Origin of the sequence: Polaribacter sp. Z014, assembly GCF_023555435.1 — a bacterium.
Lineage (GTDB): Bacteria > Bacteroidota > Bacteroidia > Flavobacteriales > Flavobacteriaceae > Polaribacter.
In genome coordinates, this window is sequence record NZ_JALCZP010000003.1 from 17,345 (window position 1) to 33,414 (window position 16,070).

Here is a 16,070-nt window from a genome sequence, read left to right on the forward strand (position 1 = left end):
TTAAGCAATGGTAACTAAGACAATTCCCAAAATTGCCAAAGCAACTCCTATTTTATTCTTTAAACTAAATTTTTCTTTAAATAAAAGTAATCCAACTAAAGTGGATACTACAACTACAGATACATTATTTATGGTAAATAAGGTAGAACTTTCAAATCCTGATGTTTGCATCGCTTTAATTAAAAATACAATTGTAAAATAATTCGGAATCCCCAAAACAATACCTGCAATTATATTTTTAATACCAAATGCTTCTCTCTTTTGAATGGTTTTAACTAATAAAATTAGCAATCCAAAAAAAGCTGCAAAACCAAATAAACTACCAGAAAAAAGAGCAGTTTCATTATTCTGAACAAAATTAACTTCCACAAACTTTAGAGTTGTATCAATTGCTCCAGAGCCAAAAAAGAGCAATATAGGAAACAATAACCCTGCTTTATTAAAAGTACTTCGCTCCTCTTTTACGGAAGCTAAATACACAGAAACTAGCGCAATTAAAATTCCTATAATTTTTAAATATGTTACAGATTCATCATATAGTAAAACACCAAAAACTACCGGAATAACTACAGACATTTTACCTGCAACAGAAGCCACTGAAACGCCATTTTGTTGCGCTGTATTTGCCATTACAAAAAAGATAGCAACAAATAATGCCCCTAAAACAATAGCTCCAAAAAACCATGGTTTCTCAGGAATCTCATTAATAGAAAATGTAATTTCAGACAAACCGAAACCAAAAGCGAAAGCAACCAAATAATTAACAACAATTGCTTTTAAAGTGTCAATTTTATAAATATCAAAATATTTAAATATGACAAATAGTGAGGTTGAAAAAAGAATGCTAAAAATTAAATAAATCAAAATAAATTTTCCTTTTTAGTAAACAATTCTGTTACCTCTTCTTCTCCAGGAATTAAATTCCAAGTATGAATTCCTATGGTATTTGCGGAGTCTGTATTTTGTTTTGTATCATCTATAAAAAGAGTTTCTTCTGCAATTAAATTATTTTCATTCAACACAAATTCATAGATATCCACGTTTGGTTTTCTTAAATGAATTTCATGTGTTAAATAAAATTGTTCGAAACAATTTTTAAAGGAATTATAGAACTCCATACCAAATTCATTTTTAACCCAAGAAATATGTAAATCATTGGTATTACTCAATAAAAACAAACGATATTTTTTACTTTTTGCTAATTCCTGAATAAAATTTAATCGTTTTTTTGGAAAATCTAATAGAATAGAATTCCAAGCTTCTACTAATTTTTCTTTGGGAACATTCAATTTTGTTTCAAAAAAAGCAACAAATTCTTCCGTAGAAATCATTCCCATTTCATACTCATTCAAAATAGGTAGATTAGCTTCTGCTTCTTGCGAAATTCCTAAATCTTGTAACTCTTTTGCAAAACGTTTTTTATCTAAATTGATAAAAATATCGCCAAAATCGAAAATGATGTTTTTAATCATTTGTATATATTTTTAAAACATCTGTTTTGATGTTTAGTTCTTCTTTAACTACTTTATTAAAAATAGGCGCCTTCACTCCTTCTCCAAATTCAGATTCACCAACAAAAACACGCACTTCATCCCAAATATTTTCATCAATAAAGGTTTGTAAAGTTTGTGTTCCCCCTTCAATAATTACAGACTGAATTTGATGTTTTTGTAAAACTTCGCAGATTTGTTGGGCTAGATTATTTTCAAAATTAATTGCTTCAAAAATAATTTTATTTACATTTTCAAGGGGTTGAAACCCCTTGCTATTGAGTTCAAATTTTTTATGATCACAAATAACAATCGTCTTTACACTTCTGTCTAAAACATTGCTGTCTTGCGGAATTCTTAAAGAACGATCTAAAACAATTCTCACAGGATTTTGCCCAGACCAACTCCTCACATTTAACTTCGGATTGTCTGCTATAACTGTATTAGTCCCTACTAAAATCGCGTGTTCTTGCGCTCTCCATTTATGAACTAATTGTTGAGAATATGTGTTAGAAATCCAAACTGGTTTCTGCTCATCTTTTGTTAAAGGAGCAACAAAACCATCTTTAGTTTGTGCCCATTTTAAAATAATATAAGGTCTTTTTTTATTCTGAACTGTAAAAAAACGTTTGTGATGTGCTTTACATTCTTCTTCTAAAACACCAACAGTAACATTAATCCCTGCATTTATAAGACGTTCAATTCCTTTACCAGCCACCAAACTATTAGAATCTACACAACCAATAACTACATTTTTAAATTGATGTTTTACAATTAAATCTGCACAAGGCGGTGTTTTACCAAAATGAGAACAAGGCTCTAAGGTTACATAAATTGTAGCCTTTTTTAAAAGTGATTTATCTTTTACCGCATTAATTGCATTTACTTCGGCATGACTTCCTCCGTAAGGAGATGTAAAACCTTCTCCAATAATTTTATTTTGATATACCACAACTGCACCAACAGAAGGGTTTGGACGTGCAGAACCAATTCCATTTTTGGCAATTTGCAAACAACGTGATATGTAATTTTTATGATCGATAACTATAAATTAAAATTTAATTTCCTGAATTTCATCCACAGGATACACACTAGAATATCCAAAAACTTTGTATTTTATATCTCCCTTAAATTGCACCTTTATAGACTTATTTAAGAACGAATTTAATAAGCCGCCTAATATTCCGTTTTTGTTATTATCAAATATTTTTTTAGCAGGAATAATCACCGTTAAAGGAATAGAGAATTCTTTTCTTGCAGGCACCTCAAATTCTTCTGATGAAACTTGCGCTACTTCTGCTCCGTTTACAATTACCTTTATTTCATCCGTAGAAATTTTACCACCAACATCATTAGGGTTTTCAAAAAAAGCAGCAGCTTTTAAACGAATAGTGTCTCCTCTAAAAGAAGATACTTTTACGTTATCTACCTTTATAAAAATGGGTTGTTCTTTTACAGAACAGCTTATAATTAGTGTAAATAAAAGTATAAAATATAAAAGTTTTTTCATCTTAATTCTTTAAAAATTTAGGTAAATTGCTCTTGCAAAAATACAGTAATAAATGACAAGTACAGATTTTATCATTAGAGAAATTCAGCCTAAAGACAATGCACAAATGGCAGTTGTAATTAGAGAGGTTCTTATGGAAATGGGAGCTCCTAAAATAGGAACTGCTTACGAGGACAAAGCTACTGATAAAATGTTTGAAAATTTTGAAAAACCCACCTCTTTTTATTATGTGATAGAGCTTAATAAAAAGATTGTTGGCGGAGCAGGAATTGCCCAATTAGATAATTATGAAGGCAACACTAGCGAGCTTCAAAAAATGTATTTCTTACCAATAACAAGAGGAAAAGGTTTAGGCTCTAAATTGATAACTACTTGCTTAGAAAAAGCAAAAACATTAGGTTTTGAAAACTGTTATTTAGAAACCATGCCTTATATGAGTGCTGCGCAAGCATTGTATAAAAAAAATGGATTTGTAAACCTAGATAAACCATTAGGTAATACAGGTCATTATTCTTGCCCTGTTTGGATGCTAAAAAAATTATAACCTTTGATGTACTCTGTTCTTTTATCAATTCACCTTTTACTATTTAGTTGGGCTTTCTACAACATCTTATATTTTGGTACAAAGCCATCGAAATCATTAAGCTGGATGTTAATTACATTTCTATTTCCTTTTTTAGGTGTTTTTGCTTTTATTCTATTCGGAATTAACAGAAGAAAAATAAAATACTTTGAACTTAAAGAAACGAAGAAAAGAAAAAAACATCTTCAAGAGCATCTTCAAAATAAAAATAACAAAAACGTACACACACTTAAAGAAAAAAAAGCTTCTAAAATATCTAACTTAGTCTTTAATAATGTAAACTTCCCCTTACAATTAAACAATGATGTTGTTGTCTTAAAAAACGGAAAAGAAACATTTGAAGCGCTTTATAAAGCGATTAAAAACGCTAAATATTTTATTCATTTACAATATTATATCATTGAAAATGGAAAAATTTTCAATGATATTATTACCTTATTAGAGCAAAAAAGAAAAGAAAATGTAGAAGTACGTATTTTATACGATTCTTTCGGAAGCTTTAACTTAAAAAAGAAAACCAAACAAAAACTTAAGAATATAGGCGTAGAAATATACCCAGAAACTCCTTTTAAATTTGGAAGTTTTCTCTTCTCTTTAAACTATAGAAACCATAGAAAAATTGCAGTTATAGATAATGAAATTGGTTTTACAGGTGGCGTAAATATTTCTGATGAATACATAACAAAAGACACTAATTTAGGCATTTGGCAAGACACTCATGTACAAATATCTGGTACTGCTGTAACCAATTTACACCACACGTTTTTAAAAGATTATTACTATGCAACAAACATTGATTTAAATCTAATAGAAAAATACAACAAGACTTATAACACAAATGGAAACACTAAATTACAAATTGTTTCTAGCGGGCCAGATTATGAACAACCTGTTGTAATGCAACAATATTTAAGTCTCATTAATTCAGCAGAAAAAAGTATTTGTGTTTTAAACCCTTATTTTATTCCTACTTACGCTATTTTAGAAGCTTTTAAAATTGCGGCTTTAAGCGGCGTAAAAGTAACCTTGTTATTACCCAAAGTAACCGATTCTAAAATTGCAACATACGGTATGTATTCTTTTTTTGAAAGCTTATTAAAAGCCGGAGTAACTATTTATTTAAGAGACGATTTCTCGCACAGTAAAGTTATATTTATTGATGATGAAATTACTTCTATTGGTTCTACAAACTTTGATTGTAGAAGCTTTGAACACAATTATGAATTAAATGCACTAATTTTTGACAAAGAAATAACTTCAGAAATTTCTAATGAATTTAACGAAAGAATAAAATTAGCCACAAAAGTAAATCTAGAAGACTTCTTAAACAGATCTATCAAACAAAAAACATTTGAACGTTTGGCAAGATTTTTAAGCCCTTTATTATAATAATATTTATGACACTTCAGAATTTTCGTATTTTTTTTAATAGTGAATTATCAACTATGTATCCAAAAACAGAAATTGATTCTTTCTTTTTTTTGTTGATAGAAGCTAAGTTGAACCTTCAAAGGATTGATACCGTATTAAAACCTGATTTTTTAATTGATACAGAAATTTTATCAGTATTAAAAAGCATTACAAAAAGACTTCAAAAAGAAGAACCTATTCAGTATATTTTAGGTGAAACGGAGTTTTATGGATTGCCTTTTTTGGTGGATAAAAACACCTTAATACCAAGACCAGAAACCGAAGAATTAGTGGAGTGGATTATCAATGAGATTCAAGAATTAAAAATTAAGAATCAAGACAAAAAACTAAAAATTCTGGATATTGGTACTGGTTCTGGCTGCATACCTATTTCTTTAGCTAAGAACCTAAATAACGTTTCTATTTCTGCTATTGATATTTCTAAAAAAGCTTTAAAAGTAGCAACTCAAAATGCAATTTTAAATAAAGTTAACATTACTTTCTTAGAAATAGATATTTTAAAAGCAAAAGAATTACCGCAACAATATGATGTTATAATTTCTAATCCGCCTTATGTTAGAGAATTAGAAAAGGTAGAAATCAATAATAATGTATTACAAAACGAACCACATTTAGCACTATTTGTCGCTGATGAAAACCCGTTAATTTTCTATAAAAAAATTGCAGACCTAGCTAAACAACATCTTACTAAAAACGGGTTATTATTTTTTGAAATCAATCAATATCTTGGAAAAGAAACCGTTGAAATGCTTCATAAAAAAGGTTTCCAAAACATAGAATTAAAGAAAGACCTATTTGGAAATGATAGAATGATAAAAGCAAATATCTAAAACAAGTTTTCTATTATTTAAAAATCTATCCTTTTTTTAAACCTACTTTATGTCCTCCAAAAGCATAATAAAGAATAATGAGGTAACATGGCAATAAAATCCAATATCCAAAAGAAGAAGCTTCTGCCAAAGCATTTACTTCACTTGCTCCCGACACGATTAAATCTTCTTTTTTAATATCTACAATAAAACCATATAAAGGAGGAATAATTGCTCCACCAGAAATGGCCATAATTAATAAAGCAGAGCCTCTTTCTGTAAATTTTCCTAAACCGGTTAATGCTAAAGGCCAAATTGCAGGCCAAACCAAAGCATTTGCAATTCCTAAAGCTGCTACAAAAAGTACAGAAGTAAATCCGGTAGAAAACACAATACAAAATGATAATATAATTCCTAAGAAGGCACTAGCTTTTAAAGCTAAAGATTGACTTATATATTTAGGTATTAAAAAGACGCCTAATGCATATGTAGCAACCATTGCCATTAAGGTATATGTTGTAAAAAACTTAGCCTCTTCTACAGGTATATTTAAAGAAATACCGTAAGAAATAATAGTATCTCCGGCAATTACCTCTACTCCTACATATACAAACAATGCTAAAACACCTAACCATAAATGTGGAAATTGAAAGATACTTGTTTTTGCTTTTTCTCCAGTTTCTGAAGCTTCTATAGGAGCTGCTTCTACATGAGGCAAAGGTGCTTTTCTTATTAAAACTCCTAATAAAAATAGCACAAGGGCCATTATAATATAAGGAGTAACAACACTATCTGCCATGGTGTTTAATAAATTTGACTTCTCAACTTCATCAACAACCATTAATTTTTCTTTAATCCCTTTTATTCCTGATAATAAAATTGCTCCAAAGATTACAGATCCTAAAGATCCTGCAATTTTGTTAGCAATTCCCATAATTGCAATTCGTTTTGCAGCACTTTCAATTGGACCTAAAATAGTAATGTAAGGATTAGAGGCCGTTTGCAATAAAGTCATGCCAATACCTTGAATAAAAATTGCTGATAAAAACATCCAATACGTTCTTGCTTCAGCCGCAGGTATAAACAGTAAAGCACCAATTGCCATTACAATTAAGCCTAAAGACATTCCTTTTTTATATCCTATTTTATTGATAATGTAAGAGGCTGGTAAAGCCATTACTACAAAAGAAATATAAGAGGCTGATGCTACAAAATATGATTGTGCATCTGTAAGTTCGTTTATGGTTTTCATAAACGGAATTAATGCTCCATTAATCCAAGTTACAAACCCAAAAATAAAGAACAAACCCGCAATAATTATGATAGGTACAAGTGTATTATTTTTTAGTTTGGTTTGTGATTGCACTGTATTAGACATAGAAGTTATATTTTTATAGTTTATAAAAAAATGAAATATACGTAAATTCAGATATTTCATTCGTATTATAAGCTATAAATATCCTCAAAAAAACTAGCTTAATTTTTTATTTTTAAAAACGATTATCTCCATCCAATAAATCTCCTAGTCCTCCTAAAACACCTCCTTCTCCTCTAGTACCACTTCCAGATCTTGGCGCCATAGAAAGTACTCTACCTGCCAATCTACTAAATGGTAAAGATTGTATATACACGGTTCCTGGTCCGCGTAAAGAAGCAAAGAACATTCCTTCTCCTCCAAAAACAGTGTTTTTTATACCACCAACAAACTCAATATCATACGCTATATCTTGTGTAAAACCAACAATACAACCGGTATCTACTTTTAAAATTTCACCGGGTTGTAATACTTTTTTTGCCATGGTTCCTCCAGCGTGAATAAAGCCTAAACCATCACCTTCCATTTTTTGCATGATAAAACCTTCGCCACCAAACAAACCTCTCCCTAGTTTTTTAGAAAATTCTATTCCTATAGAAACGCCCTTTGCAGCACATAAAAAAGCATCTTTCTGACAAATAAATTTCCCGCCAAACTCCGTTAAATCTATAGGTATAATTTTTCCAGGATATGGAGACGCAAATGAAATTTGTTTTTTTCCAAAGCCATCATTGGTAAAAACCGTCATAAATAAACTTTCGCCGGTTAAAATTCTTTTTCCTGCCGAAAATATCTTTCCTAACAAGCCTGTATCTTGATTAGAACCATCTCCTAAAATAGTATTCATTTTAATATTGTCATCCATCATCATAAAAGTTCCTGCTTCTGCAACAACACCTTCTTGTGGATCTAACTCTATTTCTACAAATTGCATTTCTTCTCCAAAGATTTTATAATCTATTTCGTGTGCATTTCTATTTGATGAATTTTGTGAAATTTTATCTTGAAACATAATCTCTTTTTTTAAGGGTTGTACATATTAGAAGGTTTAAGTCTCTTTTTGTTACAGCAATAATTACGTTAATTTAAAATTTGACGAATTTTAGGTTAACTCCTAAACGATTTTAATTTCTTATTTATATTAATTTATTTTCTGTATTATTATAAAGTTAATTTGAACACTCTACATATAACATAAAATTAACTCGTAGATCTTATTCTGATTTCACTAAAATATTACTTTTGATGTATAGTAAATGAAACTATATTTTATCTATTAATTAAAAAAATAAATAATTATGAAATATTTATCTCCAGAAATAGAAGCTTTTTACAAGAAATTTGAAACTTCAAAATCATTAGCACGTACAAATGTATCTTGCGGAATTTTTCAAGATTGTGATTATAATGAAGAAAGACCTGAATTATACAAAAAGAAAGATTATACTAAATAAACATCAAAACGATGGATTAAATTCGTTTCTTTTCCCTGACTCATTCAATATAAAATAGAATCGTAACTTAGGCTATGATTCAATTTTATATTTCTTATGAAGAAAAAATAATTCAATTTTAGTATCAATCATTTTAAAATTGATTTGGTGTCATCTATTTCTTTACGCGTAAACTCCAATGGAATTGAAACCTAGAAACCACCACTCCATCTTTATTTTTTCCTTCGGATGTTAAAACAATAACTTGCCCTTCTCCCGTTTTAATGGATTCTTGAATTGCTTCTCTAATTTCAGTCCCTCCTTTACAAGAAAAAAGAATTCTTCCTGTAGCTTTTTTAAAAAACTCCGCTTCCTGTTTTGTTACTAGCATCGAAACTTTTACTTTAGAATCGTGTATTGCCTTCATCACCAAAACACCGGTTGGCATTTCTGCCGCCATACCTTGTGCCGCCCAAAACATACTTCTAAACGGATTTTGATTCATCCATCTATATTTTATAGAAACCACCACTTCTGCATCTGTAATACTACGTACTCTTACTCCTCCTAAATATGCTAAAGGCAGTTTTACAAGGTTAAAAAGGTTCACTTTTTTGGGCGTAAATTTCATTATAAAAGTTTAAATAATTTTAACAAGATATCTTATCGATCACAAGATAGTTAAAAAAAACGGAACCTAAACTCAATAAAAACAAAGGGTACAAGACTTTTTGATTGCATTTTTATCAAAAACACAAATGTTAAATAAATGTTAATTATAGTACTATGTATTACATAATACCTTCTTAAAGATATATATTTGCATAAGAAAGTATTATATAGTTTAGAAAACATGAAGCAAAATAATGAAAACTCCAATGCCTTTTTAATACATATTTCTGCATTCGCAGGATTTATATTTCCATTTGGTAATATAATTACACCATTAATTGCATGGCAAACATTAAAAGATAGAAGTAAATTTTTAGATGAACAAGGCAAAGAAGCTATCAATTTTAACATCAGTTATTCTTTGTATATTTTTATTTTGACTTTATCTTTTATTCCTGTTTTTATTGGTTCTATTTTTAGAAACTTCGATAATTTTGACAACTTTAATCATATAGATTTCAATTTTGATGCTTCTAATTTATTCGGAGTTTTTGGTATTGCATCTCTTGCCGGAATTGTAGGTATCATTAAAATTGCATTGATAATTATAGCCGCATTAAAAGCTAAAGAAGGAGAAAATTATAAATATCCTTTCACTATAAAATTTATTAAATAATCATTTAAAACCACAATAAATGAAGATAGAAAACACAAAAGCACAAATGCGAAAAGGTGTTTTAGAGTATTGCATTTTATCCATCCTAAAAAATGGTGATGCCTATACTTCTGAAATTCTTAAAACGCTAAAAAGTGCTGAAATGATTGTGGTTGAAGGCACCATATATCCCTTATTAACCCGTTTAAAAAATGCAGGATTATTAACCTATAGATGGGAAGAATCAACCTCTGGACCACCAAGAAAGTATTATGTTTTAACAGAAAACGGCGGCATGTTTATAAAAGAATTAGACAAAACATGGAGCAATTTAGTAAACGCAGTAAACCAAGTAATCAGCAAAAAACCAACTACAAATGAATAAGACAATCAACATAAATTTAGGCGGATTTTTCTTCCACATAGATGAAGTTGCCTATCAGAAATTAAAACGATATCTAGAATCTATTTCTAGATCGTTAAGCGATGATCCGCAAGGAAAAAACGAAATCATTGCAGATATAGAAGCGCGTATTAGCGAATTGTTATCAGAAAAAATAACAGACGCAAGACAGGTTATTAATGAAGGTGATATAGAAGATATCATTAAAATTATGGGACAACCAGAAGATTATGCAGGCGCTGAAGAAGAATATAGTGATGCTAGTTATTCTTACAATAGAAATAACACTACCGGAAAAAAATTATTTAGAGATGGTGAGGATAAGTTTTTAGGTGGAGTTGCTTCTGGTATTGCCCATTATTTTGATGTTGATACGATTTGGATTCGTCTTGGTTTATTAGCACTTTTCTTTGGTGCTGGTTTTGGAGTAATCTTATACATTATCCTTTGGATTTTATTACCAGAAGCTAAAACCACTGCAGAGAAACTTCAAATGGAAGGAGAACCTGTAAACATCGATAACATCGAAAAAAAGATTCGTGAAGAGTTTACAAATGTTTCAGAAAATGTAGCCGATTTTGCAAATAAAGCTTCAGAGAAATTTAAAGATGGTGCCAATGAGTTTTCAGAAAAAATGAATCAGACTTTTTCGGGAAAGACCAAAAAAAATAACGGATTACAAGATTTCATCAACACCATAGGCAAGATTATTCTTGTACTTTTTAAAGTGATTGGTAAGTTTATTGGAATTCTACTAGTATTTATTGCTGGTGCGGTTATTTTATCACTAATTATTGGTGGGTTTTCAGTTGGGAGTTTAGAAATTTTAAATGTGAACGGAGAGTTTTTACAATATCCACCATTTTTCTATGATGCAATTTTACCTAAGTGGGTATTAACACTTGCAGCATTTTTACTAATTGGTATTCCTTTTTTAATCTTATTTGTTTTAGGATTAAGAATTTTATCTAGTAGTGTAAAACAAATTAGTAAACCAACCTCATTATCACTTTTAGGTATTTGGGTAATCGCTTTACTTACCATGGTTTTTACAGGAATAGAATACGGAACCTCTCATGTAAATGACGGTCAGTTTGTAAAGAAAACAGCTTTAAATATTATGGAAAGTGATACCATCACCTTAAAAATGATCAATGATGATGAAATTTATTACAGACATAATTTAAGAAGAACTTCTCGTAAACAGGAAGTTGAAATAGATGGAATAAACAAAATATACTCTAATAATATTGGTGTGGATGTTAAAAAAAGCAATTCTAATGAAGGGTACATTATTCTTCAAAAAGAATCTTCTGGAAAAACTAGAAATAGCGCAAATAAGAATGCTGAAAAAATTGAATATAAATTCAAAATCATCAATAATACCATAGTTTTAGATGCTTATTACCTATCTGACTTTAAAAATATTTGGAAAGATGAAGAAATTAATATCACAGTTTATATTCCAAAAGGAAACACTGTTTATTTTGATCATTCTACAAAAAACTTTTTAGATGATGTAAAAAATGAAACAGATATCTATGACAAGGACATGGTGAATCATCACTTTAAAATGACCAATGAAACCTTACAATGTACAGATTGTATAAATGAAGAAGATCTTGAAGAAGTAATTTAATACAATTCAGACTTAAAAACCAACAATTGAGTAACCAACTTTTGATTGTAAAGGTCTATTCATAGACTTTTACAATCTAATTAAAACCAAACTCATGAAAAATTCAGTTTCAAAAATTATCGCAATTCTATTTATAACAACTCTTTTTACATCCTGTAATGTAGACATGATGAATAGAGTTAGCGGAAATAAAAATGTAATTACCAAAACAAGAAAAATTGCAGATCAATTTACTGGAATAAAAGTAAGTACAGGTCTAGATGTCTACATAACCCAAGGTTCTAAGAATAAAGTGACTGTAGAAGCTGATGAAAACTTACACGATATTATTATTACGGAAGTTAAAGATGGCATATTAAAAGTATATGCTGAAAAAGGAATCTGGAGAGCAGCAGCCAAAAAGGTACATGTTACCCTTAAAGATTTAACGCTTTTAAGAGCTACAAGTGGAAGTGATGTGTATGGGAAAGGAATTATAAATACGGATGAAATTTCTATTTCGGCTACAAGTGGTGCAGATATAAACATAAAAGTAGACGCCACAAGTGTAGCAACCAATTCTACAAGCGGTTCTGACATTCATATTTCTGGAAATACAATCAATCATACTTCTAACGCAACAAGCGGAAGTTCTATTGATGCATATGAATTAGAAAGTGAAAACACTATAGCAAAAGTAACTAGTGGAGCTGATATTAATATTTATGCATCAAAAAAATTAGAAGCAAAAGCAACAAGTGGTGGCGATATTGATTTTAAAGGAAACCCAAAATCAATCGATAAAAAAACTACTTCTGGCGGAAGTATTTCTAAGAAATAAGCAACTTTAATAAATTAAGCAACCAAACTATGGACTCTTTTTTAGAACCTTTTAGAAAATCAATTTTAATAAAAGTATTACTGTTTTTAGCCATGTTGTTTTACAACTTTGTTTTAAATGCACAAGTTGATACAAATTCAAACTTGTTTAAAACATTAAAATCTAAAGACAGTATTCTATTTGAAAGAGCATTTAACAATTGTGAAATTGAAAAACTAAGCCCAATTATAGCTGATAATTTTGAGTTTTATCATGATGTTTCTGGTATCCAAAATAAAGAACAATTTATGGAAGTTATTAAAAAGAATCTTTGTACCAATCCAGGAAATAACACCAGACAACTGGTTGCTAATTCTTTAGAAGTACATCCATTAAATAATAATGGCGTTATTTATGGTGCTATTCAAAAAGGGAAACACACGTTTCAACAAAAACAAAAAGGTGTTTTAAAAACTGTTGGAATTGCAGATTTTACACACCTTTGGATTTTAAAAAATAAGATTTGGAAATTAAAAAGGGTATTGAGTTATAATCACAAATCTTATTCCGAATAAAAATATATTAGAAAGCTAACTTCTAATATTTATACTAATACTTGGTTTTATTAGTTTACTTGGTAAGTCGTCGTTTTGTAAAAAACGACGACTACTTTTTTATATACTATAATTTATTTTACTGGCTTTTCAAAAAATGAATCTGATAAATTATTTTTACTGATTGCTGCATCTGTAAATACGACAGCAGGTCTTGCTGGTTCTGTAGGCACTCCGTTTTCATCGACTTTAAACCAAGTAATTTCTGATGGTAAAAGCAATCCGTTTACATTATTCCATTTACCATATTTTATGATATTAAATTTATCACTTCGTTTTTTAGACATAAATGTAGCTGTGTAAGCCAACCATTCCATTTGATACGTTTCTGCATTAAAATACAACTTGTAATTATCATCAGGAGAACTCCCAACATTAGATTTAAAAGACATTTTATAACCAGGATAATCTACGCCATCAAAAGTTAAAGGTGCAATCTTTTCATACGTAATTCCTTCATCAGATAACACAAAAGGCATTGCATAGAAATAAAAGAAAAGATTGTGATAAAAAGCAGGATTTCCTTTAAAAGTTCCTTCTTCTGCTTCGTCTAACCAAACATTTTTTCCGTCGAAACCAACAGCATAATTAGGTGCTTTAATTATATTTATACGAGATTGTAAATTGATTATATGTACTTCTTCTCCTTTTTTAAAGGATAAAATTTCTGCATTTCTCCAAGTATCAATTCCTCCGTGAGCTTCAAAAACTTTTCCTAACTCATCCGGAAAACTTTCTTTTTTAACTTCAAATTGTTTTACAGATTCTTTAACCTTTTTTTTAGGTTCATTATTACAAGAAATTGCAATGACTACAATTAACAATAAAAGTACTTTTTTCATAATTCGATAATATATTTAAATTCGATAATTTAGAAAGTCGTTTTTTACAAATTATCATTACAAAAAATAAAATCCTAATTGAAGAAATAATATTTATGCAAAAAAATCCCGCAAAAAAGCGGGATTAGTTCAATTAAGAATTTTTAAAAATTAATTTTCACTAAATTTTAGATTGATACGTATACAAGTCATAATACCTACCTTGTTTGGCAATCAACTCATCATGGGTTCCTCTTTCTGCAATACTACCGGCTTCTATCACTAAAATCTGGTCTGCTTTTTTAATAGTACTCAACCTGTGAGCAATAACAATGGTAGTTCTATCTTTTACCAATTCAGACAAACTTTTCTGAATTAAAGATTCACTTTCGGTATCTAAACTAGACGTTGCTTCATCTAAAATAATAATTTTTGGGTCTGCCAAAATAGCTCTCGCAATTGCCAAACGCTGACGCTGACCACCAGATAGCTTCACTCCTCTTTCTCCTATTAACGTATCTAAACCATCCTCAAAACGGTCTGTAAATTCGTTTACATACGCAGCTTTTACAGCATTTTGTAATTCGGCTTCTGTAGCATTTGGTCTTGGAAACATAATATTTTCTTTTATGCTTCCTTCAAACAAAAATTCATCCTGTAAAACAACACCTAAGTTTTTTCTATAACTAGATAAATTAACTTTAGACATGTCTTGATTGTCCACAGTAATTGTACCTGATTTAGGATTTAAAAAGGTAGCAGATAAACCTGCAATGGTCGATTTCCCCGAACCTGAACTTCCCACTAAAGCAGTTACAGAACCAGAAGGCACTTTAAAGTTAATATTATTCAATACTTCTTTCCCCTCTTCATACGCAAAAGAAACATCATCAAAAACAATCTCTCCTTTAATCTTTTCTAAGACTATTGTTCTTTCTTCATCATCTTCTTCCGCAGTCATATTCATTAACTCTTCCGTTCTATCTAAACCTGCCAGCGCTTCGGTTAACTGACTACCAATATTGCTCATTTGTACAATTGGTGCCACCATAAATGCCAATAAAAATGTAAACTGAATAAAATCTCCAAAGGTCATAGTACCTTGAATCATATAATAACCTCCAATTCCCATCACTCCGGTAGTTGCCAAACCTATTAAAAAGGTTGAAGAACTGGTCATGATTGCAGTTGCCGTCATACTTTTTTTAACGTTTATAAAAATATCCTCAACACCTTTTTCGAATACTTTACTTTCTTGGTCCTCGGCATTAAAGGCTTTAATTACTCGGATACCCGCTAACGTTTCTGTTAAACGTCCTTTTACTTCTGCATTAATTTTTCCTCTTGCTCTAAATATCGGGCGAATGTATTTGAAAGATTTTAAGGCAATAATTCCGAATATTGACAGAGGCACAAAGGTAAAAACCGTCATCCAAACATTCATCCTTAACAAAATAACTAAGGTTAAGATTGCCGTAAATGAACCTCCAATTAATTGTACCAAACCAGTACCAATTAAGTTTCTAACCCCTTCTACATCACTCATAATTCTAGAAACTAAAGCACCAGATTTTTGATTATCAAAAAAACTGATTGGCAAAGACAAAACTTTCTTCTGTACTTGCGCTCTTAGTTCTGATATTAAATATTGTGCCTGAATGCTCAAAACTTTTGTCAATAAAAAAGAAGTAATTGCTTGCACTAAAATAGCTCCTATTACAATAAATATTAAGTTGTATAAATGACTATAATCTTTATTAGGAATAACTTCGTCTAACAATACTTTGCTCTGCATTGGTAAAACAAACCCAGATAAACTTCGAATAATAATAAGGATTAAACCCAAAAAAACCAAGTTTCTTCTTGGCCAAATAATAGTTTTAAATGCTTGTTTTAAGGTTACTTTGGGTTTAGATTTATCTTTTTTAGATTCTTTATAATGTTGCATAATATATT

At 29.9% G+C, this 16,070-nt stretch carries 18 protein-coding genes; 9 read left to right on the forward strand and 9 right to left on the reverse strand.

From position 1 onward, the window contains the following. From MPF19_RS05455 to MPF19_RS05470, 4 genes are read right to left on the reverse strand one after another with little or no spacing between them, the layout of a single operon-like run. Nucleotides 1–864, reverse strand: coding sequence for an EamA family transporter (locus tag MPF19_RS05455; RefSeq protein WP_203394663.1), 864 nt, complete (start codon nt 862–864; stop codon nt 1–3). Further along, nucleotides 861–1,472 carry an HAD-IA family hydrolase gene (locus MPF19_RS05460; RefSeq protein WP_249987113.1) on the reverse strand — a complete coding sequence of 204 codons (612 nt, stop codon included), beginning with the start codon at nt 1,470–1,472 and terminating at the stop codon, nt 861–863. Before MPF19_RS05460 ends, MPF19_RS05455 begins: the two co-directional genes overlap by 4 nt. Further along, entirely contained in the window at nt 1,465–2,502 is a 1,038-nt protein-coding gene (ribD, locus tag MPF19_RS05465) for a bifunctional diaminohydroxyphosphoribosylaminopyrimidine deaminase/5-amino-6-(5-phosphoribosylamino)uracil reductase RibD (protein WP_249987114.1), read from the reverse strand. Before ribD ends, MPF19_RS05460 begins: the two co-directional genes overlap by 8 nt. Nucleotides 2,503–2,541: 39 nt before the next feature. Beyond that, nucleotides 2,542–3,000: an LEA type 2 family protein gene (locus tag MPF19_RS05470; protein ID WP_203394665.1), complete on the reverse strand. Its 459-nt coding sequence runs from the start codon at nt 2,998–3,000 to the stop codon at nt 2,542–2,544. Nucleotides 3,001–3,052: 52 nt separating this feature from the next. Here MPF19_RS05470 and MPF19_RS05475 point away from each other — a divergent pair, with 52 nt between their 5' ends. Genes MPF19_RS05475 through prmC form a run of 3 tightly spaced genes read left to right on the forward strand, consistent with a single transcriptional unit; the run spans nt 3,053 to nt 5,844 of the window. Then, on the forward strand, nt 3,053–3,544 hold the full coding sequence (locus tag MPF19_RS05475) for a GNAT family N-acetyltransferase (RefSeq protein ID WP_203394666.1): 492 nt from the start codon (nt 3,053–3,055) through the stop codon (nt 3,542–3,544). Between the two features lie 6 nt (nt 3,545–3,550). Further along, nucleotides 3,551–4,972, forward strand: coding sequence for a cardiolipin synthase (gene cls / locus MPF19_RS05480; protein WP_249987115.1), 1,422 nt, complete (start codon nt 3,551–3,553; stop codon nt 4,970–4,972). Nucleotides 4,973–4,980: 8 nt separating this feature from the next. Next, entirely contained in the window at nt 4,981–5,844 is an 864-nt protein-coding gene (gene prmC / locus MPF19_RS05485) for a peptide chain release factor N(5)-glutamine methyltransferase (protein WP_249987116.1), read from the forward strand. Between the two features lie 25 nt (nt 5,845–5,869). Here prmC and MPF19_RS05490 read toward each other — a convergent pair whose 3' ends face one another. After that, nucleotides 5,870–7,201, reverse strand: a complete 1,332-nt coding sequence (locus MPF19_RS05490) for a sugar MFS transporter (protein ID WP_249987117.1) — start codon at nt 7,199–7,201, stop codon at nt 5,870–5,872. 112 nt (nt 7,202–7,313) lie between these two features. After that, nucleotides 7,314–8,150: a TIGR00266 family protein gene (locus MPF19_RS05495; RefSeq protein ID WP_249987118.1), complete on the reverse strand. Its 837-nt coding sequence runs from the start codon at nt 8,148–8,150 to the stop codon at nt 7,314–7,316. Nucleotides 8,151–8,436: 286 nt separating this feature from the next. Between MPF19_RS05495 and MPF19_RS05500 the strand changes: the two genes are divergently transcribed. Further along, nucleotides 8,437–8,592, forward strand: a complete 156-nt coding sequence (locus MPF19_RS05500; protein WP_249987119.1) for a hypothetical protein — start codon at nt 8,437–8,439, stop codon at nt 8,590–8,592. 154 nt (nt 8,593–8,746) lie between these two features. Here MPF19_RS05500 and MPF19_RS05505 read toward each other — a convergent pair whose 3' ends face one another. Beyond that, nucleotides 8,747–9,202, reverse strand: a complete 456-nt coding sequence (locus tag MPF19_RS05505) for a DUF4442 domain-containing protein (protein WP_249987120.1) — start codon at nt 9,200–9,202, stop codon at nt 8,747–8,749. A 189-nt stretch (nt 9,203–9,391) separates the two neighbouring features. Here MPF19_RS05505 and MPF19_RS05510 point away from each other — a divergent pair, with 189 nt between their 5' ends. The 5 genes from MPF19_RS05510 (at nt 9,392) to MPF19_RS05530 (ending at nt 13,254) form a co-directional block, all read left to right on the forward strand. Next, nucleotides 9,392–9,859: a DUF4870 domain-containing protein gene (locus tag MPF19_RS05510; RefSeq protein WP_249987121.1), complete on the forward strand. Its 468-nt coding sequence runs from the start codon at nt 9,392–9,394 to the stop codon at nt 9,857–9,859. A 19-nt stretch (nt 9,860–9,878) separates the two neighbouring features. Continuing rightward, on the forward strand, nt 9,879–10,223 hold the full coding sequence (locus tag MPF19_RS05515) for a PadR family transcriptional regulator (protein WP_249987122.1): 345 nt from the start codon (nt 9,879–9,881) through the stop codon (nt 10,221–10,223). After that, a complete protein-coding gene (locus MPF19_RS05520) occupies nt 10,216–11,880 on the forward strand; it encodes a PspC domain-containing protein (RefSeq protein WP_249987123.1) in 1,665 nt (554 codons plus the stop codon). The genes MPF19_RS05515 and MPF19_RS05520 overlap by 8 nt, the downstream gene beginning before the upstream one ends. 94 nt (nt 11,881–11,974) lie before the next feature. Further along, nucleotides 11,975–12,700, forward strand: a complete 726-nt coding sequence (locus MPF19_RS05525) for a head GIN domain-containing protein (protein ID WP_249987124.1) — start codon at nt 11,975–11,977, stop codon at nt 12,698–12,700. 29 nt (nt 12,701–12,729) lie between these two features. Beyond that, complete coding sequence (locus MPF19_RS05530) at nt 12,730–13,254, forward strand: nuclear transport factor 2 family protein (protein WP_249987125.1); 525 nt, start codon at nt 12,730–12,732, stop codon at nt 13,252–13,254. Between the two features lie 113 nt (nt 13,255–13,367). On the opposite strand, the gene MPF19_RS05535 is transcribed toward MPF19_RS05530, so the two are convergent. Beyond that, the gene (locus tag MPF19_RS05535) at nt 13,368–14,135 is read right to left on the reverse strand and encodes a DUF6503 family protein (protein WP_249987126.1); all 768 of its coding nucleotides are present in this window, start codon (nt 14,133–14,135) and stop codon (nt 13,368–13,370) included. Between the two features lie 160 nt (nt 14,136–14,295). Further along, nucleotides 14,296–16,062 (reverse strand): ABC transporter ATP-binding protein, encoded by a 1,767-nt coding sequence (locus MPF19_RS05540; protein ID WP_203394677.1) that lies wholly within the window; start codon nt 16,060–16,062, stop codon nt 14,296–14,298. Nucleotides 16,063–16,070 lie beyond the last annotated feature (8 nt).

What these genes read in the sequence shown, in the direction of transcription:
- MPF19_RS05500 (WP_249987119.1), top strand. Translation starts at nt 8,437, where the DNA reads ATGAAATATTTATCTCCAGAAATAGAAGCTTTTTACAAGAAATTTGAA.
- MPF19_RS05490 (WP_249987117.1), bottom strand. Translation starts at nt 7,201, where the DNA reads ATGTCTAATACAGTGCAATCACAAACCAAACTAAAAAATAATACACTT.
- MPF19_RS05525 (WP_249987124.1), top strand. Translation starts at nt 11,975, where the DNA reads ATGAAAAATTCAGTTTCAAAAATTATCGCAATTCTATTTATAACAACT.
- MPF19_RS05505 (WP_249987120.1), bottom strand. Translation starts at nt 9,202, where the DNA reads ATGAAATTTACGCCCAAAAAAGTGAACCTTTTTAACCTTGTAAAACTG.
- MPF19_RS05520 (WP_249987123.1), top strand. Translation starts at nt 10,216, where the DNA reads ATGAATAAGACAATCAACATAAATTTAGGCGGATTTTTCTTCCACATA.
- cls (WP_249987115.1), top strand. Translation starts at nt 3,551, where the DNA reads ATGTACTCTGTTCTTTTATCAATTCACCTTTTACTATTTAGTTGGGCT.
- prmC (WP_249987116.1), top strand. Translation starts at nt 4,981, where the DNA reads ATGACACTTCAGAATTTTCGTATTTTTTTTAATAGTGAATTATCAACT.
- MPF19_RS05470 (WP_203394665.1), bottom strand. Translation starts at nt 3,000, where the DNA reads ATGAAAAAACTTTTATATTTTATACTTTTATTTACACTAATTATAAGC.
- MPF19_RS05515 (WP_249987122.1), top strand. Translation starts at nt 9,879, where the DNA reads ATGAAGATAGAAAACACAAAAGCACAAATGCGAAAAGGTGTTTTAGAG.
- MPF19_RS05460 (WP_249987113.1), bottom strand. Translation starts at nt 1,472, where the DNA reads ATGATTAAAAACATCATTTTCGATTTTGGCGATATTTTTATCAATTTA.
- MPF19_RS05535 (WP_249987126.1), bottom strand. Translation starts at nt 14,135, where the DNA reads ATGAAAAAAGTACTTTTATTGTTAATTGTAGTCATTGCAATTTCTTGT.
- MPF19_RS05475 (WP_203394666.1), top strand. Translation starts at nt 3,053, where the DNA reads ATGACAAGTACAGATTTTATCATTAGAGAAATTCAGCCTAAAGACAAT.
- MPF19_RS05495 (WP_249987118.1), bottom strand. Translation starts at nt 8,150, where the DNA reads ATGTTTCAAGATAAAATTTCACAAAATTCATCAAATAGAAATGCACAC.
- MPF19_RS05530 (WP_249987125.1), top strand. Translation starts at nt 12,730, where the DNA reads ATGGACTCTTTTTTAGAACCTTTTAGAAAATCAATTTTAATAAAAGTA.
- MPF19_RS05540 (WP_203394677.1), bottom strand. Translation starts at nt 16,062, where the DNA reads ATGCAACATTATAAAGAATCTAAAAAAGATAAATCTAAACCCAAAGTA.